Source organism: Arthrobacter sp. Z1-9 (assembly GCF_054792695.1).
In genome coordinates this window covers 3,695,447-3,718,478 of the sequence record NZ_CP096456.1, presented here as the reverse complement: position 1 = coordinate 3,718,478, position 23,032 = coordinate 3,695,447, and the positions used below count along the sequence as shown (strand labels likewise).

At 63.0% G+C, this 23,032-nt stretch carries 16 protein-coding genes and 2 pseudogenes; 4 read left to right on the top strand and 14 right to left on the bottom strand.

All coding sequences use genetic code 11. The annotated features are described in order from the left end of the window. Positions 1-38 precede the first annotated feature (38 nt). From M1D93_RS17275 to M1D93_RS17265, 3 genes are read right to left on the bottom strand one after another with little or no spacing between them, the layout of a single operon-like run. Complete coding sequence (locus M1D93_RS17275; protein WP_461172682.1) at positions 39-557, bottom strand: hypothetical protein; 519 nt, start codon at positions 555-557, stop codon at positions 39-41. After that, on the bottom strand, positions 558-1,871 hold the full coding sequence (locus M1D93_RS17270; protein ID WP_461172681.1) for a restriction endonuclease subunit S: 1,314 nt from the start codon (positions 1,869-1,871) through the stop codon (positions 558-560). Next, positions 1,868-3,838 carry a type I restriction-modification system subunit M gene (locus tag M1D93_RS17265; RefSeq protein WP_461172680.1) on the bottom strand — a complete coding sequence of 657 codons (1,971 nt, stop codon included), beginning with the start codon at positions 3,836-3,838 and terminating at the stop codon, positions 1,868-1,870. The genes M1D93_RS17270 and M1D93_RS17265 overlap by 4 nt, the downstream gene beginning before the upstream one ends. 213 nt (positions 3,839-4,051) lie before the next feature. Between M1D93_RS17265 and M1D93_RS17260 the strand changes: the two genes are divergently transcribed. The 3 genes from M1D93_RS17260 (at position 4,052) to M1D93_RS17250 (ending at position 9,578) form a co-directional block, all read left to right on the top strand. Then, on the top strand, positions 4,052-5,362 hold the full coding sequence (locus tag M1D93_RS17260) for a hypothetical protein (protein WP_461172679.1): 1,311 nt from the start codon (positions 4,052-4,054) through the stop codon (positions 5,360-5,362). Between the two features lie 163 nt (positions 5,363-5,525). Further along, entirely contained in the window at positions 5,526-9,176 is a 3,651-nt protein-coding gene (gene metH / locus M1D93_RS17255) for a methionine synthase (protein WP_461172678.1), read from the top strand. Positions 9,177-9,284: 108 nt separating this feature from the next. After that, entirely contained in the window at positions 9,285-9,578 is a 294-nt protein-coding gene (locus tag M1D93_RS17250; RefSeq protein WP_461172677.1) for an SDR family NAD(P)-dependent oxidoreductase, read from the top strand. 194 nt (positions 9,579-9,772) lie between these two features. On the opposite strand, the gene M1D93_RS17245 is transcribed toward M1D93_RS17250, so the two are convergent. The 8 genes and pseudogenes from M1D93_RS17245 to M1D93_RS17210 all read right to left on the bottom strand — a co-directional run bounded on the left by M1D93_RS17245 (position 9,773) and on the right by M1D93_RS17210 (position 16,936). Further along, entirely contained in the window at positions 9,773-10,771 is a 999-nt protein-coding gene (locus M1D93_RS17245) for an MsnO8 family LLM class oxidoreductase (protein WP_461172676.1), read from the bottom strand. A 144-nt stretch (positions 10,772-10,915) separates the two neighbouring features. Continuing rightward, positions 10,916-12,421, bottom strand: a complete 1,506-nt coding sequence (locus M1D93_RS17240) for a DHA2 family efflux MFS transporter permease subunit (RefSeq protein WP_461172675.1) — start codon at positions 12,419-12,421, stop codon at positions 10,916-10,918. Positions 12,422-12,529: 108 nt separating this feature from the next. Then, positions 12,530-12,679: a hypothetical protein gene (locus tag M1D93_RS17235; protein ID WP_461172674.1), complete on the bottom strand. Its 150-nt coding sequence runs from the start codon at positions 12,677-12,679 to the stop codon at positions 12,530-12,532. A 54-nt stretch (positions 12,680-12,733) separates the two neighbouring features. Continuing rightward, positions 12,734-13,753, bottom strand: a complete 1,020-nt coding sequence (locus M1D93_RS17230) for an MFS transporter (protein ID WP_461172673.1) — start codon at positions 13,751-13,753, stop codon at positions 12,734-12,736. Positions 13,754-13,808: 55 nt separating this feature from the next. Continuing rightward, positions 13,809-14,555: pseudogene (locus tag M1D93_RS17225) on the bottom strand (NADPH-dependent F420 reductase); the annotation flags it as partial. Positions 14,556-14,672: 117 nt separating this feature from the next. Beyond that, positions 14,673-15,185, bottom strand: coding sequence for a flavin reductase family protein (locus tag M1D93_RS17220; protein WP_461172672.1), 513 nt, complete (start codon positions 15,183-15,185; stop codon positions 14,673-14,675). After that, positions 15,182-16,525 carry an NtaA/DmoA family FMN-dependent monooxygenase gene (locus tag M1D93_RS17215; protein WP_461172671.1) on the bottom strand — a complete coding sequence of 448 codons (1,344 nt, stop codon included), beginning with the start codon at positions 16,523-16,525 and terminating at the stop codon, positions 15,182-15,184. Before M1D93_RS17215 ends, M1D93_RS17220 begins: the two co-directional genes overlap by 4 nt. Before the next feature lie 54 nt (positions 16,526-16,579). Next, positions 16,580-16,936 carry a MerR family transcriptional regulator gene (locus M1D93_RS17210; RefSeq protein WP_461172670.1) on the bottom strand — a complete coding sequence of 119 codons (357 nt, stop codon included), beginning with the start codon at positions 16,934-16,936 and terminating at the stop codon, positions 16,580-16,582. A 160-nt stretch (positions 16,937-17,096) separates the two neighbouring features. Here M1D93_RS17210 and M1D93_RS17205 point away from each other — a divergent pair. Next, positions 17,097-17,345: pseudogene (locus M1D93_RS17205) on the top strand (TerC family protein); the annotation flags it as partial. A gap of 654 nt (positions 17,346-17,999) precedes the next feature. On the opposite strand, the gene fdhA reads toward M1D93_RS17205, so the two are convergent. The 3 genes from fdhA to M1D93_RS17190 form a co-directional block, all read right to left on the bottom strand. Then, positions 18,000-19,217, bottom strand: coding sequence for a formaldehyde dehydrogenase, glutathione-independent (gene fdhA / locus M1D93_RS17200; protein WP_461172669.1), 1,218 nt, complete (start codon positions 19,215-19,217; stop codon positions 18,000-18,002). 535 nt (positions 19,218-19,752) lie between these two features. Beyond that, entirely contained in the window at positions 19,753-21,354 is a 1,602-nt protein-coding gene (locus M1D93_RS17195; RefSeq protein WP_461172668.1) for an APC family permease, read from the bottom strand. Positions 21,355-21,473: 119 nt separating this feature from the next. After that, positions 21,474-23,027 carry an aldehyde dehydrogenase family protein gene (locus M1D93_RS17190; RefSeq protein WP_461172667.1) on the bottom strand — a complete coding sequence of 518 codons (1,554 nt, stop codon included), beginning with the start codon at positions 23,025-23,027 and terminating at the stop codon, positions 21,474-21,476. Between the last annotated feature and the right edge of the window lie 5 nt (positions 23,028-23,032).

Genomic DNA, 23,032 nt, shown 5'->3' with positions numbered 1-23,032 from the left:
ACACATGATCTGTTGGCAATCGAACTATGCTCCTTGGACTAAGGCTTCGGAGGCAGCGGGTATTTCCAGTCCGTCGTTGTTCCATCCTCCGCATTCCATCGGACGGTAATCGTCTTGTCATGCGTGGCCAGGGAGGCCGCAGCAAGGAAAGTAGCAGCCTCGTCTGGACGCAGAACGATGGGCGACTCCGGTCCTCGGAAAATAAGGGACTCGTGAGCGCCGATTTCGAAGTTCGCTGCAGTAGCGTTGCCAATATTGGTCAGCTGGTACGTGTCGCCCTTGAAGTGCTCGAGTCGCCATCTGGCTCGTTTGGCAGGCGCGGGAGGAAGAACGCCGCTGCGTGGCTGCTTGACAAGAATCTCTGCGGTTTCGGCCATTTTCTCTAGCGCAGAAATTACCTTCTCCGTATTGTCGGCACTGACTCGGCCGGCGGCTTCGGCGCGATCAGCTGCTGCTTGGGCCAGCTTCTGCTGGCTGCGCATGTTCAGGGCTCCGAGGACGATCGACGCAACGACACCCAGGGCGGTAATCAGGTTGGCTATGGACTGTCCGTCCATCTAGCTGCTCCCGACGTCTACCTTGCCAGTCACGGCAGCGGAAATAAGGGCGGCTCGACGCTCCTTGAGCGTCGAGATGACCGCGTGGGCTTTCTCCGAGAGCTCGTCCATCCGGAGCGTTTCGCTCTTCAGGTGCTCGACAATTCGAAGCTGCTCGCTGATCGGCGGGACACCGAACCTGAAGTTTTTGACGGTGGTCGAGTTAGTGGATGCGAGGTTGGTCGACTGTTTTCCCGTCAGGTAAAAATAAGTGCGCGCGGGGTCTGCGTCCAACACCAGGACCAAGAAACTGTTGAGTAGATGAGGACCGGTGCGAACCGCGAAGATGTGGTTCTGGTGAACACACGGGCTGATTGATCCATGCCAGATGCACCCGCGGGCGAGCTTGTCTCGATCGCCGCCCTCGGTCATGAGCACATCGCCCTGCCGCAGCATAGAAGAGGCCGCGATCTCTGACGGTAGGTCGATTTCTTTGACATCGTTCAGGTCTACGTAACCAATTTGGACGTTAGCCACTCGCAGGTACGCGTACGTCTCGGTCTCGATCTCGGAGAAATCCTTGCCGAGCGTAACGCCAGTCTGCATTCGCATCAGATTCTTGAGCGGTTGCACTGTCCAGTGCTCGGGAACAGACCCCTGCCAAGCGATGCCGGAGGGTCTGGTCGGGACGGTAGAGTCGAGACCTTTGGTCACTGCGTGGGTGATGATGGCCTGGCGCTTCTCGGCGAGCAGTTCGATGAGCCGCTCCTGCTTGCTTATCAGCTCATCGACCTGCGCCGTTTCGCGGTCGAGATAAGCGATGACTTCCCGTTGGGTGGACTCGGGCGGAAGGATGACCGGGAGCCACTTCATGTCGGAGAACTTCATCGACTGCCGCAGGCCGCCGCCCATCGAGTAGAACACTTTCTGAAGGTCGTAGGCCCGTAGCAAATAGCTGAGGAACTTGGGACGAATTTTCGTGGGAGTAACTGCAAGGTACGCCGAGGTGATGATGCCTCGTTCGGGCGAAATTGCGGAGCGCAGGCTTCGCTTATCGTTCTGAAGGTCAGTAAGTCTAAGAACGATGTCATTGTGGCGAATAACTTGGTACGTGTCGAAGGACGCCGGCAAGAGTCCGTGATTGCCCGCAATATTTTTGCGCACAATTCGCCCATAACTGAGGGACAAAAGATTCGACTCGGCGCCAGCCTTGTTCGACGCGGTATTCTCCCGAGCTACTGCGAACAGAGGACGGGTTTCCCACCCCGCCGGAATAGGTCCTACCCACTCAATACCGGACTCCTGGTATCCGTCGTACGGCTTCAGCTTGGTCACTTCTCGACCTCGGCTAGGAGCTTCGTGATTTCGGAGATCAGCTTGTTGAGGTCGGCGTCGATTTCGTCCAGCGCACGAGGTGTGACGTACTTGTAAAAGTGCCGGGTAAACGGAATCTCGTAGCCGACCTTGGTCTTGGTTTCGTCGATCCAGGCGTCGGGGATGTGGGGGAGGACCTCGCGTTCGAAGTAGGTCTGGATGTCCTCGCCCAGCGGCACGTTCTCGGCGTCGCGGAGATCCACGTCGGGTTCGGGCACTCCTTTCGGGCCGTTACAGACGTCGGCGGTCTCGTCACGTTCGGAAAGAGCGGCCAGAATAACTTTGAGAACAGGAGCACCAAGCTTTAGGTCATTACTTGCCAGCGTTGGCTTGAGGACCTTGAGGAACGTTTCGCGGTTCTTCCAGAGCTTGTCATCGCCTTCACCCACTCGGGTGAGAGCCTTCTCCAGAAGCTGCCGGTCGTCGTCGGACAGCTTTTCAATCGGCTTCTGCGCCAGCACCGCGTCAATACGCTCGGGGGAACAGGCGAAGTTGAGTTTTAGCGGCCGTTCCACCGTGATGGTGGAGTAGCCGAAGTCCTGGTTGTTGAAGATCTTGGAGGTTTCGCCGTTGTCCTCGAATTCACCATAGAGGTTGACGATGCTCGCGATGTCCTTGGCGCCGAGTTCCTTGCGCTTTGAACCGAGGCTCTTGCGCATTTTCTGGAAAAAATCGACCCCGTTGATGAGCTGGATCTTGCCGATGCGCTCCGGGTGCTTCTGTTTCTTGCTGTTCGAGAGGATCCAGATGTAGGTGGCGATGCCGGTGTTGTAAAACATGTCCGTGGGCAGCGCGATGATGGCCTCTACGAGATCGTTCTCGATCAGGTACTTGCGGATCTCGGACTCGCCTGAGCCGGCGCCGCCGGTGAAAAGTGGCGAGCCGTTGAGGACGATGCCGATGCGGGAGCCGCCGTCGTGCGCGGGGCGCATCTTGCGGACCAGGTGCAGCAGGAACAGCAGCGAGCCGTCGCTGACGCGGGGCAGGCCCGGGCCGAACCGGCCCTCGAAGCCGTGGAGCTCGTGCTCCTTCTGGACCTGCGGCTGGATCTTTTTCCACTCCACACCGAAAGGCGGGTTGGAGAGCATGAAGTCGAACTGCTGGCCGATGTTCTGATCATTGGCGAGGGTGTCACCAACGGAGATCTTGGAGATGTCCTGGCCCTTGATCAGCAGGTCCGACTTGCAGATGGCGTAGGACTCGTCGTTGATTTCCTGCCCGTAGGCGACGAGCGAGGCGCTCGGGTTCAGTGCGTGCAGGTGTTCCTGGGCGACCGTGAGCATGCCGCCAGTTCCGGCGGTGGGGTCATAGATGGACCGGACGATGCCCTCTTTGGTGAGGACGTCGTCGTCGTAATTCAGCAGGAGCTGGACCATGAGCTGGATGACCTCGCGCGGTGTGAAGTGCTCACCGGCGGTCTCGTTGGAAGCTTCGGCGAAGCGGCGGATGAGCTCCTCGAACATGAGGCCCATCTCGATGTTGCTGATGGTCTCCGGGTGGAGGTCGATCGCCGCGAAGTCCTTTGTGACGTGGTAGAGCAGGTCCGAGCCGTCCAGCTTCTCGAGCGTCTTGTAAAACTCGAAGCGCTCGAAGATGTCGCGGGTGTTCTCCGAGAAGCCTTGAACGTAATTGAGGATGTTCGCCTTGATGTTTGTGGGATCGTCCAGGAGCTTGGCGAAGTTGAACTTGGAGGTGTTGAAGAAGCTGTGGCCCGAGGCCTTCTGCAGGAAGGTGTCGAGCGGAATGTTCAGATCCTTCTTTGCCTCAGCCTCCTGCAGGACGGCGTCCTTGGTTTTCTCGAGGACGCCGTCGAGGCGGCGGAGGATGGTGAAGGGGAGGACCACTGAGCCGTACTGGGCCGGTTTGTAGGTGCCCCGCAGAATATTCGCGATGCTCCACACCAAGTTGGCGTTGTTGTTGCCGGCCACTGTTCCCACTTTCTGTGCCGCGGGCAGTGGGTGCGCTGACTTTAGCCGATCACGCCGTCGGCGCCCCCATTGCCGTGCAGCGTTCAATCGATCACGCACGTACTTGCCATTGCATTGTATTGGCGAGGGTGGCTAGGTGGGTGATCGATGGGTTATGTAGAGTCCGAGATCGCTTCGCCGTGCTGCGGCGGAAGGATGTGTGAAGATGTTCAAATGAGTGACAACGACCACGAGCTTTCCCTGTATGTTGACGGCAAGAATGCCTTGGTGGCGGGCGATCCGTCAGCCATTGCGGAGCTTTTCCGGAAGTTGGATGTCAAGCCAGAGGACCGTGCCAACTTGGGGTCAGGGGTGGCTGATCTCCTCGCCGGCCTGGCTGGGGCGGTTGCGATGGCAATGTCGGCAAATATCCCGGGCAACTCCTTCCACATGACTCCCGAGTCCTACGCTCGATTCCTGGAACTCGTCGGTTCCACCGAGGAAAAGCTCGGGATTGTCAGCGGGGTGCTACGACAGTCAGATGGGAGGATTGACACGATCATCGAACTGGTGAGCTCTTCTCCAGTCAACCCTGCCGCGGCCGCGAACGTGCAGCTCATGGCCGCGACTTTGGCGATCCGTGTGGCCCTCAAAGACCTCGATACGCTTGTTCAGGCTGTGGACGCGAAGCTGGACACAATTGTCCGGGATAACCGTGACGAAGCGCTCGGCAGCGTACAGGGCACGACCCACGTCCTAGACAAGGCATTTGGATACTTCGAGGAGACGGGGCGGCTGAACGATGCTCTCTGGGACCAGGTGTCGGGGCAGGCGGCGGCTCTTGCCCAGGCTCACGCCGTCGCCCTGAACCACCTGAATACCATTGCCGACAGTCTTACCGTCAAAAACTTCGGCAAGCGAGTCAATAACGCTGAGACTGCTGCAAGGGGGGAGCTGAAGCACTGGCTGGTCATTGCAGCCGTGGCTCTGACAAACATGGTTCGCATGGACGCCCTTGAGGCTGTCCGAAGTGTGCAGGATGGGTCAGACTCCCCGGCTCATGACCGGCATATCGCCAAGGCGCGCGAGCAGCGCATGACCGCCACTAGCACGGCAATCCAAAACTTGTCAGACGCTATTTCAAAAGCTGTGGATGTCGATAGCTTTACCCGCATTACGAACCCCCTGGAAATGCCAAAGCTTTACACTGCCGCTGAGGAGATGCAGCGACTATTGCGGGTCTTTAGCTCGTCCTTCGATATGCCGGAGCCAGCGTCGATCGAGCGTACGCACTGGCACGAATCCGTGATCCGCCTTGGCCAAAAAGCTGGGGGTGTCGTGGTGAACTCCGCCGCTGCCGTCGCCGAAGGGGTAGCTTCAGTCCCCAAAGCCATCGGGGAAACTGTCGAAGATACGATCCTGCACGTAGCCCAGGGAATCGAGGCGCGACGACAGAGCCCCAAGGACATCGAGAAAGCGGAACTTCAGCCTGAGGCTCCTGAGGATGTGGCCATCACACAGCAGCAGGCGGGCTCCGCCAACTGACGGCGGCAGCCGTCAGCACCCCCCATTACGCCATCTGAGCCGACGGTCACGGCCATCCTTGGCCCGGATCGTGTCGATCGCTGAGGACAGTGAAAGCGGACCCCCGACGTAGTACACGGACACAGGAAGCAATGTTTCGGCGTGTCGCCCTTAACCTGTTTAGATGCCTCGTTTTGCGCTTGATATTGAGTCCGTGCCCCGCCCTGCCCGTGCGCAGGAGCTGCTGGATGCCGTGAACCACCGGGTCGTCATTGCCGACGGCGCGATGGGTACCATGCTGCAGGGCCGCGACCTATCGCTCGAGGAAGACTTCCAGGGCCTCGAAGGCTGCAACGAGATCCTCAACGACACGCGCCCTGATGTCCTCGCCGACATCCACGACGCCTATTTCGCCACGGGCATCGACGCCGTCGAAACCAACACCTTCGGCGCCAACTGGTCCAACCTCTCCGACTACGGCATCGACGACCGGATCGAAGAGCTCGCCCGCAAGGGCGCCGAGATCGCCCGCGACCGTGCAGAAGCGGCAGAAAAAACAGACGGCCGCATGCGCTGGGTCCTCGGCTCCATGGGCCCCGGCACCAAACTCCCCAGCCTCGGCCACACCACCTATGACTACCTCAAGCAGACCTTCGCCCTGCAGGCCGAGGGCCTCATCGACGGCGGCGCTGACGCGTTCCTCATCGAAACCAGCCAGGACCTCCTGCAGACCAAAGCCGCCGTCAACGGCTGCAAGCAGGCCATCGTCACCCGCGGCATCCGGCTCCCCATCTTCGTCGAGGTGACCGTCGAGACCACCGGCACCATGCTCATGGGCTCCGAAATCGGCGCCGCGCTCACCGCCCTCGAGCCGCTCGGCGTCGACGCCATCGGCCTGAACTGCGCCACCGGACCGGACGAGATGAGCGAGCACCTGCGCCACCTCTCCAAGCAGTCCTCCGTCGCCATCGCCTGCATGCCCAACGCCGGCCTCCCCGTCCTTGGCCCCAACGGCGCGCACTACCCGCTCTCACCCACCGAACTCGCCACCGCGCACGAGCAGTTCGTGCGCGAATTCGGCCTGGGCCTGGTGGGCGGCTGCTGCGGTACGACGCCGGAGCACATGGCCGCCGTCGTCGAACGCCTTGCGCCCTTCCGCAACAAAGCCGTGGCCACCACCGGGGATGGCAAGACACAGCCCGCCCGCACCCCCACCGAGCGGGAAGCAGGCATCGCCTCCCTCTACCACCACGTGCCGTTCGACCAGGATTCCGCCTACCTCGCCATCGGTGAGCGCACCAACGCCAACGGTTCGAAGGCGTTCCGCCAGGCCATGCTTGAAGAGCGTTGGGACGACTGCGTGGACATCGCCCGCGAGCAGGTCCGCGTCGGCGCGCACCTGCTGGACGTCTGCATCGACTACGTGGGGCGTGACGGCGTGGCCGACATCAAGGAGGTCGTCTCACGTTTCGCGTCGGCCTCCACCCTCCCGCTCGTCATCGACTCCACCGAACCGCCCGTGCTGCAGGCAGGTCTCGAACTCATCGGCGGCCGCCCGGTGGTCAACTCCGTCAACTACGAGGACGGCGACGGCCCGGACAGCCGCTTCGCGCGCATCATGCCGCTAGTGAAGGAACACGGCACCGCCGTGATCGCCCTGACCATTAACGAAGAGGGCCAGGCACGCACCACCGAGGGCAAGGTGGCCATCGCCTCGCGCCTCGTCGACGCCCTGGTGGGCGAATGGGGGATGCGCGTCGAGGACATCATCGTCGACTGCCTGACCTTCCCCGTCGCCACCGGCCAGGAGGAGACCCGCCGGGACGGCATCGAAACCATCGAGGCCATCCGCCAGATCACCGCGAAGTACCCCGGCATCAACACCACGCTCGGCGTCTCCAACGTGTCCTTCGGCCTGAACCCGGCAGCGCGCGTCGTCCTGAACTCCGTGTTCCTGCACGAGGCCGTGCAGGCCGGCCTGACCAGCGGCATCATCGACGCCGCCAAGATCGTGCCGCTCGCCTCACTGCCCGAGGAACAGCGCAAGGTGGCCCTGGACCTCGTCTGGGACCGCCGCGAATACGACGCCGACGGCAACACCACGTACGACCCCCTGGCCATCATGCTGGACATGTTCGCCGGCGTCGACACCGCAGCACTCAAGGACCAGCGCGCCGCGGAACTCGCGGCCCTGCCCACCGGTGCGCGCCTGGAACGGCGCATCATCGACGGCGAAGGCAAGGGCCTCGAAGCGGACCTGGACCTCGCCCGCAGCGAGGGCATGACCCCGCTCGGCATCATCAACGACCACCTGCTCGAAGGCATGAAGGTGGTGGGCGAGCGCTTCGGTGCCGGCGAGATGCAGCTGCCGTTCGTGCTGCAGTCCGCCGAGGTGATGAAGAACGCCGTCGCGCTGCTCGAGCCGCACATGGAGAAGTCGGATTCCTCGGGCAAGGGCACCATGGTGATCGCCACCGTGCGCGGCGACGTGCACGACATCGGCAAGAACTTGGTGGACATCATCCTCACCAACAACGGCTACAAGGTCATCAACATCGGCATCAAGCAGGGGATCGCCGAGATCATGGCCGCGGCCGAGGAGCACAACGCCGACGTGATCGGCATGTCCGGGCTGCTGGTGAAGTCCACCGTGGTGATGAAGGAGAACCTCGCCGAGCTGCAGTCCCGCGGGCTGGCGAAGAAGTGGCCCATCATCCTCGGCGGCGCTGCCCTGACCCGCGCCTACGTGGAGCAGGACCTGGCGGAGCAGTTTGATGGCGTGGTCCGGTACGCCAAGGACGCCTTCGAGGGGCTCGCCCTCATGGAACCGCTGGTGCGTGTTGCCCGCGGCGAGTCACCGGACGACGTCGGCCTGCCGCCGCTGAAGAAGCGCATCCACAAGGGCGGCGCGAAGTTCACGGTGACCGAGCCGGAGGCGATGCCTGGCCGTTCCGACGTCGCAACCGACAACCCCGTGCCCGCGCCGCCGTTCTGGGGCACGCGCATCGTGCGCGGCGTTGCTCTCCACGACTACGCTGCCTTGCTCGACGAGCGCGCCACGTTCATGGGGCAGTGGGGGCTCAAGCCCGGCCGCGGCGAGGACGGCGCCTCCTACGAGGAACTGGTGGAACTTGAGGGCCGGCCACGCCTGCGGTACTGGCTGGACCGGATCCTCGCCGAGGGAATGCTCGACGCGTCCGTCGCCTACGGCTACTTCCCGGTGGTCTCCGAAGGGGGACAGGTGGTGGTGCTCCACCACGGGGAGGATCACGACGGCGTCCTGGGCGCCGCGGGTCTCCTCGCCCCGGATGGTGGTTCAGGCGGTCCGATCGGCACCGACCGGCTGCGCTTCGATTTCCCGCGCCAGCGCCGCGACCGGCACCTGTGCCTGGCCGACTTTGTGAAGTCGCGCGAGTCGGGACAAATCGACGTGCTGCCGGTCCAGCTGGTGACCGCCGGCTCGAAGATCGAAGAGTTCACGTCCAAGATGTTCGCCGCCAACCAGTACCGCGACTACTACGAGCTCAACGGCCTGGTCATGCAGCTCACCGAGGCGCTTGCGGAGTTCTGGCACGCGCGGATCCGCAAGGAGCTGGGGTTCGGGGCTGAGGAGCCGAAGGACACGGCAGGGTATTTCAAGCTCGACTACCGCGGTGCCCGGTTCTCCCTCGGCTACCCGGCGTGCCCGGACATGGAGGACCGCCGGAAGGTGACGGAGCTGCTGAAGCCCGAGCGGATGGGCGTGATCCTCAGCGACGAGCTGATGCTGCACCCCGAACAGTCCACCGACGCGTTCGTGTTCCACCACCCGGAGGCGAAGTACTTCAAGGTGTGAGTTGGGGGCAGTCTTTGGCCTGCGCGTGTGGAGGCCAAAACGCCTGGGCGGACCCAGGCTGCCACATGTCAGCTTGGAATTTAGAGCTGTCCCCCAAGCAAACTCGCAGTGCTCCACATCATGTGGTCCTTTGCCGAGCTGCTCGGCCCCAACGGCATCTCGGTCAACGCCATCGCGCCCGGCCCGGTAAACACTCCCATGTGGGCACAATTCGCAAAGGACTCGGGCCCGGATGCAGCCGCCAACCGGGCCAAGCGCGCCGCCCAGCTTCCCATGCGCCGGTTCGCCGAACCAGACGAAGTCGCCCGCGCCATCCTTTTCCTCGCCGACCCGGACAACCGCTACATCACCGGCGTATCCCTCGATGTGGCAGGCGGAGCACACCTGGGAATGGGAACCTGATCCAGGAACCCACCAAAGGACCATGCAGGCACGGTCTGAATTCACAGCTGGTCTGGCCATATATGAGGAAGGGTCAGGACTCTAGGCTGGCTTTGCCTGGCGCAGGTACTGGTACCGTCTCTCTGCTAATTCCGTAGACCTGGGTCAAGCGACCCTTGACGGTAAAGGCTCCGACGTGGCCGATGAGAAGTGCATCAGCCCAGCCCGAAGAGGGCGGCAAGCCTGCCGTCAGTATCGGCTAGCGTGGCGGTGTCGAAGGTGTTGGTGGTAACCATAAGTTCGTCAGCCTTGAGCACCTCGAGCAACACGCTTAGTTGCTCCGCCACGTCATTGGCGGTTCCATATATCGCCGCGTCGAGTGTCTCGCTTATAAGGTTCCGTTGTCGTGGGGTCATTGCTTGTTCTTGAATAGATTTTGTGGGCTCAAGCGGCGGGAACTGCCCCTGGGTGCGTGACTGCGCCAGCGCCCAAGCCTCCGGCATCAGCACATCCCGGGCCGCTTGGGTGGTCTCCGCCACGGCGACGTTCGCGGAGAGAATCACATATGGTTCCGCGTAGTACATGGAAGGACGAAAATTTTTGCGATAGCGGTCAAGCACCACATGGGCAAGTTCTGTTCTAGGTCCGGTGAAAGTTGGACCACCGACCACGACGGCGAGGCCCGCGCTGGCGGCGATGTCCACGCCTTTGCCTGTAGCGAGTACAAACGGTGGGGTTGCGCCGCCGTCGTACGGGCGGGCGATCATTGCAGCGCTGCCGCTAAGGTAGGACAACAATTCTGCCAAGTCCTCTTCGAAGCGATCAGCTGCATCTCTGTCCTGGCGGAGCGCCCTTCGTACTGTTGATGTAAAGCCAACGGAACGTCCAATGCCCAAATCGATCCGTCCGGGAAAGATTGCCTGGAGAGTCGCCGCTTGCTCAGCTACAACCAAGGGCTGGTGGTTCGGCAGCATCACCCCGCCCGAGCCGACGCGAATTCGCTCTGTTTGCGCGGCGATCACGGCCATCAACACTGTTGGAGCGGAACCGGCAATCCCTGGTACACCGTGATGCTCCGCAACCCAAAACCGGTGGTAGCCGAGCTGCTCGGCTTGTTTTGCTCGTTGCAGAGTTGAGCCGAGAGCCTCCGGCACTGCCCCGTCGCGGGCATTGGCGCGGTCCAAAATGGAGAGCGGAATTGGCGGAAGCTGCATATTAGTCCCAACGCGGCGGATAACGGGTTTCATCCGGGGTCGTCGCGGCTGCGGCAGAGAACACAACCCGCCGCTAAGATCGTCCGCTGCGCGCTCTGCTCACTGCCCCTGAACTGGCGGCGGTCGAGGCTGCGCTAGTCGGGACTAGGCCGAGACGACCTCGTTGCGCGTGTGTCGCGGAAGGAATGCCGTGGTCACGAGGGCGACGACTGCGATAACAGCGCCGACTGTGAAGGCAGCGCGTGCACCATTTGCGATGGAAGTGGCGTCGGCGCCGTCGGCGTTCGAGCTGAGAACCGCGATGAGTACTGCCAAGCCGGCCGCGCCACCGAGCTGCTGGATGGTGTTGAGCGCGGCGCTGCCGTGCGGAGCGAGGGCGCCTGGAAGGGATCCCAGCGACATGGTGAAGAGAGCGACCCAGGCGAATGCTTGTCCGGCGCAGATGAACACGTAGGTGGTCAGGACCACCCACATCGAGGTGTTCTCGGTGAAGGTCGTCATGAACCACCATCCGGCACTGACGACGATAGCTCCCGGGATCGCAAGCCCCCGTGCTCCCATGCGGTCGTAGTAGCGGCCGACAAGGAGGGATACGATCCCGATCGTCGCGCCGCCGGGCACCATGAGCAACCCGGTCTCCAATGAACCGAGTCCGAGGGATTCCTGCATGACCAGGGGGAGCAGGGTGGCGAGAGCGAAGGCGCCCATGACCAGGAACGTGAAGACGATGACGGGTCGCGCGAACCCGGCGTACGTGAAGATCCGCATGTCCAGAACGGCCGCGTCACGGCGCTGCAAACGGAGCTGACGCAACACGAATGCTGCGATGCCTGCTATGCCGAGCGGGATGGCGATCCAGAACGCAGCTGAGAAGTGACCGCCGCTGGATTCGCCTGCACTGGCCAGGCCGTAGACCAGTGCGCCGAACCCGATCGCGGAGAGCACCAGCGACAGCGTGTCGAATCCGATGCGCCGCGGCGTCGTGAGGTTCGGCATCTTGATCGCACCGATGAGGAGGCCGAGTAGCGACAGCGGCAAGATGATGATGAACAGCCACCGCCAGGTCAGCTGTGACATCACGAGGCCGGAGAAGGCTGGTCCGAGGGCGGGTGCGACGGCAGACACGGCAGTGACCAACGCCATCATCTGTCCACGGCGAGACGGCGCAACCAGACCCATCGACGTCGTCATCAGCAGCGGAACCAACACCGCCGTACCGAGTGCTTGCACAATTCGGCCGGTGAGCAGCAGCGCGAAGCCGGGTGCGACGGCCGCGATCAAAGTGCCGAGGGTGAACAATCCGACGCTGACAATGAAGATCGTCCGAAGCTGGAACCGTTGCATGATGTACCCGGTGGTCGGGATGATCACCGCGAGGGTGAGGGCGTAGCCGGTGGTGAGCCACTGCCCGGTCGTAGCCGTGATGTTCAGGTCGTCCATGATCTGCGGCAGCGCCACCCCGACCACCATCTCGGACAGGAACGCCACGAACGCCGAGAAGACCAGGACGGAGATTGTTAGAACCTCTCCCGGAGACAATCGCTTCGTCGGCGCCGGGCTGGTGGCGATCGGGCCGGTAACCGTTTCTTGGGGATCGTCGACGATGTCGACGGCCCCTGTTGCAGGGGCGAGGTGCGTGTCAGTACTCATAAGTTGTTGAATCCTAGGTGCTCGTATGATTTTATCGGCTCGGGTCGGAATCCAGGTGCGGCAGGCGCCACCAGCGGAGACAAGTTCGGGTCGGCTAGCCCTTTTCGGTTACGCCAGCGTCCGGGGTTTGACCAGCACCAGTAGTAGGGCGCCGAGCATGGAGGCGAGGCCGCCGAGAACCAGGGCGGTCTGTACGCCCGCGCCGTCGACGAGAAGCCCGCCAAGGAACGCGCCGAGGGCGACCGCGACCTGGAACACACCTCTTTGGAGTCCGCCAATGCTTTCGAGGCGGCTCGGTTCGGCTCGTGCGAGTCAGGTCGAGATAACAGTAGGAAGAGCACCAAAACCGGCTCCCCACAGTGCTGCGGCGGCGAAAAGAAGACCGATACTGCTACCCATGTAAACGAAGCCGACCATTGCGAGACCGAGCACGAGCGGGAAGACCAGTGCCGCGATGCGCAGCATGCGGTCGGCGAGAGGTCCGGCGACCAGATTGCCGCCCACAATTCCGAGGCCGTACACCAGCAACAGGACAGCGAGCTGCCCGGGATTGAGCCCGCCCACCTCGGCGGCCGCAGGACGGATGTAGGTGAAGCCGGCGAAGTGGCCGGCACCCATCAGCGCCATGGTGAACAGGCAGAGCAGAACCAGTCGGGAGCGAAGTGTCTGCACCAGGGGCCGGAATCCGCCCGAAGGGCCGGCAAGCATCGAGGGTAGGGCGATGAATTGGATGATGACCGCGATGATCCCGACGCCCGCGGCCAGAGCGAACACCGCACGCCAGCCCCAGACTTCACCGAGCAAAGTGCCGAGCGGGACGGCGGCGACGGTGGCCAACGTCACGCCCACGTTCACGATCGTCAAACCCAGGCCGAGCTTCGACGCCGGAACCAAGCGCGCTGTGATGGAAATCGCAAGCGCCCAGAAACCACCAATCGCGATGCCCAGCAGGACGCGGGCAGCGAGGAGTATCGGGTAGGTCGGTGCGATCGCCACCAGCACGTCCGATACGACGGCAAGCGCCGAGAGGATGATCATCAGGTGCCGGCGGTCCATGCGCGATAACAGGACAGGGATGGTGATGCCGGAAACTGCTGCGACGATGGCGGTGATGGCGACGGACTGACCAGCCAGGCCTTCTGTCACTCCCAGATCTTGGGCAACCCGGGAGAGAAGGCTCGCCGGCAGGAATTCGGCCATCACGAGGGCGAATACGCCCACGCTCAGCGACGCTACTCCCGCCCATGATGTTTTCTGCGTCTGGCCTGCACTGTCGGACGGTGATCCGTTACCGCCGACCTCCTGCATTTCTGTAGCTTCGGGAGCGGTCATTCGTTATTCATCCTGGCTTGCGTGTGTGTGGGCGCGTGAAGTTGGGGCCGTAGCGTCAGCTGTAGCAGGCACGGTTGATCGCGACGAGGAACTTGCCATCCGGCCTGCCGCCGGCGGCGATGTACCCTCCAATGGCTTCCATGGCCAGATCGCGGCGCTGTGGGACGCGCTCTTTGTCGGCGGCTGCCAGTAAGGCGGGCATCTCCTCGCGCGTACGGTCGGTGCAGTAGACGGGGGCGCCGGGCTGCTGACGCCAGGACTCAGCGAGGACTCCGGCATCGACAGCGTCGAAACCGGTCTGCTCAACCAGGGACATGGCGAGGTTCCGGTGGTCGTCGTGATCAGATGCCACCGGAATGGCGACCCGGTCTGCAGCACCGGCCTCGGTGGCCTTGGCGTCAAACGACTGGGACGTTATGGCGTTCCAGGCTTTGGTGACGGGGCGGCCGAACAACTCGGACAACCAGGTGCTTTCAGGTTGCCCCTCAGCGAAGGCGGGGACGATGCCGTCGCGGGCCGGGTAGTAGTTGGACGTGTCGATGACGACCGCGGCCTCGGGTGCGCGCCGGACGTGGGCGGCGATGTCCTTGTTGCGGTTCATCGGAACCGAGACGATGAGGACATCGACGTCGTTGACCGCTTCTGAGGCTGTGACTGCCCGCGCGCCGGTGCTCAAGGCTGCTGCTGCGATCGTCTCCGGGCCGCGTGAGTTCGCGATTACGACGTCGTGTCCGTGGCGACTGAGCCGCCGAGCGATGGTCGAGCCGATCGAGCCCGCGCCGATGATTCCGATTTTCATGCTTCTCCTCTTGCAATTCTTGTCCCTTCATTCTCAACCTTGCCATTAGTGTGAAGGTCAAATCGGGAAGGGAACCACGCCGGATCGCGAGGCCGTGGGTGCGTGCAAAGCGCGGTGTCGCTAGCGGAGGGCCCGGTATTGGCCTTGGAAGTACAGCAAGGGATCAGCGTGTTCGCCAGCGGATATTCCTAGTTCAATAACGCGTCCGAGCACGATGATGTGGTCGCCGGCGTCGTGTTCTGCCCAGGTTGTGCAGTCGAGCCAGGCCAAGCTTTTATCGAGGATCGGGTTGCCGAGTTCTGTTGGGCTCCATTGGATGTCTGCCCATTTATCCGTGCCTCTTCGGGCGAACTGGTTGGATACTGCTTTCTGGCCGCCTGAGAGGACGTTGACCGTGAAGGTTCCGGTGTCGCGGATCCTCGGGTAGGTGGTGGAGGTTTTCATGACGCTGAAGGACACGAGCGGCGGGTCGACCGAGACACTGTAGAACGATTGGCAGGTGAACCCGGTTGGTCCTTGGTCATCGTAGCCGGTGATGATCGTGATGCCTGAGGCGTAGCGACCGACGGTACTGCGGAAGGAACTCTGATCGATGCTGTGGCTTTGGCTGGGGGTGTCGGCGGCTGTCATCATTCGGTTGGCTTCGCGAGTCGGGCGTCCAGGCCGTACTGGGCTGGGGTGCCGAGGTGATCACGGAGGGTCGTGCCTTCGTAGTCGTCATGGAAAAGACCGCGCTCCTGAAGCAAGGGGACAACTTCGTCAACGAAGGTGTCGATGCCGTCCTCGTAGACGTCGATCGACACCCAGAAGCCGTCGCAGGCGCCTGCTTCGAACCATTCCTGCATGTGGTCCGCGGTGACGGATGCCGGGCCAACGGGGGTGGGGTGGTAATCGATGACCCCGTGAGCGAGGATGTCGCGGAGCGTCCATCCTTCGCGGGCGACTTCGAGCGCCCGCGGGGAGCGGGGATCGAAGGGGCTGGGTCGGGCTCCCGCCAGCTGGGCGGGCCTGAGTGGCTCGTCGATCTGGCTCGCATCAAGAGTCAGTCCCAACATCGAGCCGAGATAGGGCACGAGGGCCGGGGCGGCTTGGTCGCCGAGAGCAACACGGCGGTCCAGGGCCGCCCGTTTGGTGGCGGCGATGGCCGGCATGACTCCAGCGATGAACTTCACCTCGTCAGGGTCGCGTCCGGCCCTGCGTGCGGCGTCACGGATCGCTTCACGCTGGGCGCGCGCGTCCTCAATGGTGAACACGGCGCCGATGACGGCGCTGGCGTACCGACCAGCAATCTCGAGGCCGTTCGCGCCTCCGCCGGCCGAGAAGACCACAGGTTGGCCTTGCTCCGAGGGCGGGATGGGCAGCGGTCCCCGGGACGCGACATATTCTCCCTGCAGGTTGATGGCCTCGATCTTCTCTGGATCGATGAACCGGCCGTTCGTTGTGTCCTTGATCCAGGCATCCTGCTGCCAGCTGCCCCAGAGAGCCTGGGTGATCTGGATGGTCTCGTGCGCCCGCTGGTAGCGCTGCGGCCGGGGCGCTATCTCCTGCCCGAAGTTCGCGGCGGACCCGGGGTCGCTGGTTGTAACGGCGTTCCACCCGGCTCGGCCGTGACTCATCACGTCCAGGGCCTTGAACTGGCGGGCGAGGTTGTAGGGCTCGTTGAAGGTCGTGGAGCCGGTCGCTACGAGACCGATGCGCTCGGTCGCGCGGGCTATGGCCGCCAGGGTCAGCATGGGTTCCAGGGTGAGCATGGGCGCTTCCTGCACGCCATCTGCTTTATAGGCCAGGAAGTCGGGCAGGAACAGGAACGCGAACTTCCCGCGTTCAGCGGCCTGGGCGTACCGCACCTGTGCGTCGAAGTCGGTGTAATTGGTCGGATCCACGCCCGCGGCGCGCCAGGCCGACCCGTGGGCGCCGTATCCGTTACCGAGCTGCATGCCGAGGATCATTTTGGAAGAGGAGAAGGAAGTCACCTATCCATCGTGCAACCTTCTCACTAGTGACAAGGTCAAATCATAGGCGTCCTGCTACGCCCGCTGGCGTTCTGTGACGATGCTGCTCTTGCTGCCGGCGGCGGCCTCCAGGGCGTGGATGTAGCGGGTGATGGCGTCCCGGTTCTGGGAAAGGACGTCAATCTTGTGAGTCATCCGATCCCGCTCTTGCAGCAGGATCTCCAGGAGCTCCGGGTCCGCATCATCGACGACGACTGTCTGCGGCTGGTTCAAGCACGGCAGGATATTGCCGATGATCCTGGTCGGGATACCCGAGTCGATGAGCCCGCGGATTTTTGCCACGCGATCCACAAGGTATTCGTCATACTCCCGGTAACCGTTGTCCAGGCGGCGCGGTGTCACCAACCCTTGCTCCTCGTAGTACCGAAGCATTCGAGCCGGTACTCCAGATCTCTGTTCCAGTTCGCCTATACGCAAGATGCTCATCCCTCTCGGTCGTAACGCAGGTTGGATCGACCTTCACATTAGTGGAAAGGTGGCACGGTGAGCCACCTGCGCCGGAACCAACTCAGGGGCGATGCTGTGTGGCCTCGAGCTCCCTTTCATCAACGGCGGGGAACCGCTCCTCTGGGTGCCGGAGATCCCCATCTGGCTCTCGCTGCTCTTCATCGCCGCAACCATCGTCGTAGCGACCATCGCGAGTCTGCTGAAGACCCATGGCGACAACAATAAGGACGGCCGCGGACCGATTCACAACGAACCAGTGATGGTCACCGCCGACTCACGGAATGAGGAATCTGAGGTCGACAAGAAGGCGGTGCGGACTGCCACGTCGAAGTAGCTCCCCACCGGCAGCCAGGCCGGGGACGGAGAGACGTGCCGCAGCAGGATGCTGTTACCCGATGGTGGAAAGAGGCCGTAGAGACGTGGCATGGCTGAGAGGGCAAAGGCGGAGACAAATGTGACGGTGCCGGTACGTCCGGTGAGCATGAGGGCCATGAGGAACCATTCCGCAACCAGCTGTAGGTGCAGGTGATGCCGGTGCTCATCCCTACGCTGGCGAAGGCCGGGACCGGGCAAGGAACCGAGTGTCAGCCTTGGGTGTAGCTGGGCGTGACACTCACGAGCATCTGTGCAGCGAAGGTTGCTGAGATGCGTATCTGCGTGGTCCCGGCCTTAGGGCTGCCAGCTGGCCTGTACAGCCACTGTCAGCGGACGCCGAGGTCGCTGTCAACATACGAACCCGGGCGATTTTCAGTGCCATGCTGGCAATTGCAGCCACCATCCAGCTGGAGCCGAACGGTCACCGGACTTGCTGCTTCGAGCCGGATGTCAACAGGCTCCTTCCCGTTGCTGCTAAGGCGGAGAATTGATTCTTGGTCAGTGCCATGGGTCATGTGATTACCTTTGCTGATGCGGGGAGAGTGGATGTGCGCCGGTGGCACGGGCCAGGAAGGCCCGTGCCATCCGGGTGGATTGCTGCTTACGTGAGGTTCTACGCCTTGATGTATCCGTTCGGGTTCAGCACGAATTTCGTTGCCGAACCGGCATCAAATTCGGCGTAACCGCGTGGTGCATCCTCAAGTGGGATCGCTGTGGCGTTTACTGCCTTGGCGATCTGGACCTTGTCGTGCAGGATCGCCATCATCAGCTGGCGGTTGTAGGACATGACGGGGCACTGGCCGGTGGTGAAGGACAGGGACTTTGCCCATCCGGTGCCCAAGGACAGCGACAGGGAGCCTTGCTTGGCGGCGTCGTCGATTCCACCGGGGTCGCCGGTGACATACAGGCCGGGAATTCCAAGGGCCCCGCCTGCGGCGGTGATGTCCATAAGGGAGTTCAGCACAGTGGCCGGGGCTTCGTGTGAGGCGTTCTTGCCGTGCCCCCGGGCTTCGAATCCTACGGCGTCCACGCCGCAATCCACTTCGGGAACGCCCAGGATTTGCTCGATCTGGTCCTTCGGATCGCCGTTGGAGACGTTCACGGTTTCGCAGCCGAAGGAGCGGGCCTGTGCCAGCCGGTCTTCGTTCATGTCCCCGACAATCACGACGGCGGCACCGAGCAGCTGCGCTCCCACGGCGGCTGCGAGGCCCACCGGGCCGGCACCGGCAATGTAAACGGTGGATCCGACGCCCACTCCGGCAGTGACGGCGCCGTGGAAGCCGGTGGGGAAGATATCGGAAAGCATGGTCAGGTCCATGATCTTTTCCAGGGCCTGGTCGCGGTCCGGGAACTTGAGCAGGTTCCAGTCAGCGTAGGGAACCAGCACGTATTCCGCCTGGCCGCCAACCCAGCCGCCCATATCCACATAGCCATAGGCGCTGCCCGGGCGGTCAGGGTTGACGTTCAGGCAGATGCCCGTCTTGCGCTCCTTGCAATTCCGGCAACGGCCGCAGGAGATGTTGAAAGGTACAGAGACAATGTCTCCCACCTTGATGAACTCCACGTCCGAACCGACCTCCACCACCTCGCCGGTGATTTCATGGCCAAGGACGAGGTCCTGGGGAGCCGTGGTCCGGCCCCGCACCATGTGCTGGTCCGAGCCGCAGATGTTGGTGGTTACTGTACGCAGGATCGCGCCGTGGGGTACTTTTCGGCCCACATTGGCGGGATTGACGCCAGGCCCATCCTTGAGTTCGAACGTCGGGTAGTCGGTGTTGATGATTTCGACGACACCGGGTTCTTTGTAGGCAACGGCTTTGTTTCCTGACATGGACACTCCTTTTGGTAGGGCTATGGTGCCAGGCCTTCCACTCGGATGGCCTGGCACTGGTCCGGCAAAGTTGCAGGCGCTGCCCCAGGCCCGAAAGCGGTGCTTCGATGAGGATACCTCCCCAGGTTTCAGGCCACCGAAGCACCCTTCACGGGCACGGGACAGCTCTTCCTTCGCGAGGGCGAGGGCTGTCAGTGGGATGCCGTGTCCAGTGGAACAGCATCCCCCTGCTGCCTGCCCGGCGCTGTATCGGACAACTATGAGCCCGATGGCCGAAGAGCCTGTAGTGATGAGACTAGGGTCACAAGAGCTGCAATAAAAGCGCAAGATCTTGGAGATAACCATGCGGAAGAGGTGCATGATCGATGCCAGCTCATCTCGCAGCTCGTGCGGCCGGACAGCTTCCCGGAACCGGCCATAACAGCACTGACGGGCATCCCCTTGCAGGTACTGCAAGGGGATGCCCGTCAGGACCGGGCAGCGCGTCCGGGGTTGGCTCGTGCCACGGATAGGTATTGCTACTGGTTGATAAGGGCTAAGCGTTGGAAACGGGTGCGGCCACCAGCTGAGGGGCAGCTGGAGCGTCCGGTCCGCTGGCATCCGCAGCCGGCTGGGCGGTTGCCGCGTGTTCGGCCAGGACGCCCGTCTGGTGCCTGATCTTCAGGCGGTACAGCAGTGCCCCGCCTCCGGCGACGGCGGCCACGAAGATGACGCCGCCCCACTGCAGGTACCACTCAAACGGGGGAACCGAGTTGTAGATCTCCGGGCGGGGCCAGATGAGGTTCAGGGTCATGGCGCCGCCCCACAGCACCGCGAGGATGTTCACGGGCAGTCCCCACTTGCCCAGGCTGAAGCCCGGCTCGGTGCCGTCATCCGCAAGCGGCCACTTCTTCTGGAACCGCTTGCGGAGCAGCGGAACGGTGACCAGCAGGTAGGACAGGTAGATCAGGACGATGCTGATGCTGGAAAGGATGGTGAAGATGGCGGGCTGGGAGACGTTGACGATCAGCGGCATGATGGCGATGACACCGATGACAATGGCCGCCACCGTGGGCGTCTTCCGCTCGGGATGCACCTTGCTGAGCTGGCGGCTGAAGGGCAGGTTGTTGTCCCGGGCCATGGCGAACATCATGCGGATGGCGGCAGCGTGAACGGCCAGGGTGCAGACGGTTACGGCCACCACGATGCACACCAGGAACGCCTTGCCGAAAGGGCCTCCCAACACGGAGAGCACGATGTACTGCAGGCCGCCGTCAGCAGCGCCCAGCTTGGGGTCGTTGAGGTCAGGAGCGGCCAGGAGTCCGCCAAGGAGAATCAGACCGCCGAGGATGAAGGACGCCGTGATGGCACGGAGGATGGCCTTGGGGGCGGTCTTTTTCGGGTCCTTCGTCTCCTCGCCAAGGGAACTGGCCGTGTCAAAGCCATACATCACGTAACCGGAGGCCATGGCCCCGATGAGGAACACCCCGAAGAAGCCAAGGTCGTGGTCCATGCCGTAGCCTTCGGTGCTGAAAAGGACTTCCGGCCCCCGCACCACATGCCAGCCAAGGGCCAGGATGAGGAGCACGGCGGCGGCGAGCTCCACGAAGACACCGATGCTGTTGATTTTGGTCATCAGCTTCACGCCGAAGGCGTTGATGAGGGTGGAGATGGAGATCATGATGCTGGCGAGCAGCACGCCGTTGAGAGCGAAATCGTAGGTGCCGGTGCCGTCGCCGATGATCTGGAAACCGGACCAGATCTGGGGCAGGGTGAGCTGCAGTGCAAGGGCCACGGCGCCGAGCGCCACGATTGAGGAGATGAGCAGCAGCCAGCCCGCCAGCCAGGCGAACGTCCCTGACGAGAGCCGCTTGGCCCAGTTGTAGACCGAGCCGGCCACCGGATACCGTCCGGCAAGCTCGGCGAAGCAGAGCGCCACCATGAGCTGGCCGGCGAAAACGAGGGGCCAGGACCACGCGTAGGCGGGGCCGGCCATGGAAAAACCAAAGTAGAACAGCTGGAAAACGCCGGTGAGAATGGAAATGTAGCTGACTCCGGCCGCGAAACTGGCGAATTTTCCGATGCTGCGGTCAAGGGTCTGGGCATAGCCGAACTCGTCCATGCCGCTTGAATCAGTACTCTTGCTGGGTTCGAACATCTGAACTCCTAGATCAGAAAAGCACGATGGTGATGACCCGTGGCCGCCATTGGACACGGGTTATATCGGCGGCCGGGCACCGCGCCTGCGGCGCCCGGCCATTTCCCCAAATGCTGGTGCTAGCCGGCGGCCCCCACCCCGGCGTCACTGGCAGGTGAACCAAACCAGCCGCTGGGCGCGGGCTGGATGTTCTGCCAGATATGTTTTGCCTCGCGGTATTCGTTAAGGCCGGCGCTGCCAAGTTCACGGCCAATGCCGGACTTCCCAAAACCGCCCCACTCCGCCTGCGGGACGTACGGGTGGTAATCATTGATCCATACTGTTCCGTGCCGCAGGGCTCCCGCAACGCGCTGCGCCTTCGATGCGTCTGATGTCCAGACCGCACCCGCCAGGCCGTACTCCGTGTCGTTGGCGATGGCGATGGCCTCTTCCTCGGTCCGGAATGTCTCGATGGTCAGCACCGGGCCGAATGACTCTTCCTGCAGCACGCTCATGCCGGAGCGGCAGTTGCCAAGCACCGTGGGCGGGTAGAAGAACCCGTCCGCAAGGGGCCCGTCGTCGGGGATGTAGCCGCCGCACAAAAGCTCCGCGCCCTCCGCGATGCCAGCCTGGACGTAGGCGTGGACCTGGTCACGGTGCCTGGCGGAAATCAGCGGGCCCGTTTCCGCGTCGGCGTCAAAAGGCCCGCCCATCCGGATCTTTTTGGCGCGTTCCACCACCTCGGCTACAAAACGGTCGGCGATTGACTCCTCGACGACGAGCCGCGCCCCTGCCGAGCAGACCTGGCCGGAGTGCAGGAACACAGCGGTCAGGGCATTGTCGACGGCGGCGTCCCAGTCTGCGTCAGCGAAGACGACATTGGGGTTCTTCCCGCCGAGCTCGAAGGCGACCCGCTTCACGGTCTCTGCGGCCGCAGCCATGATGGTTTGACCCGTGGCCAGGCTCCCGGTGAGGGAGACGAGATCCACGCGCGGATCGGAGCTGAGGAGGGGGCCCACCCTCGACCCGGACCCCGTGACCAGGTTAGCGACGCCGGCCGGAACCCCTGCCTCCGCCAGAGTTTCCATGAGCAGGATGGAGGTGGACGGTGTGAGCTCGCTGGGCTTGAGCACGAAGGAATTTCCCGCAACGAGTGCCGGCGCCACTTTCCAGGCCGCCTGCAGGAGCGGGTAGTTCCAGGGTGCGATGAGGGCGCAGACGCCGAGCGGTTCGTAGACCACGCGGCTGATGGCGTTCGGCCGGCCCGTATCGATGACCCGTCCGGCATCGAGGCCCGCTATTTTGCCGTAGTAGCGGAAGCATGAGGCGATGTCGTCAATGTCGTACTCGGCCTCGACGAGGCGCTTGCCCGTATCGAGTGCTTCGGCGCGGGCATAAGCTGCCTTGTCCCGCTCCAGCAGCGCGGCGACGCGAAGCAGGACCTCGCCGCGTTCGATGTCGGTCAGCCGGCGCCACGCACCGCCGTCGAACGCTGCCCGGGCACTGGCGATTGCCCGCTCCGCGTCCTCCGGGGTGGACGAGGCGACTACCGCCACTTCGCGCCCGTCCGCCGGGCAGCGCACAACGGTTGTGCCGCCGTCGGATGCCTGGTGCCAGGCGCCGTCAATGTACAAGCCCTTGATGGCGTCCTGCGCCTGTCCGGCGTCGCGGATCTTCTCAGCGGTGGCGGTCATCGTTT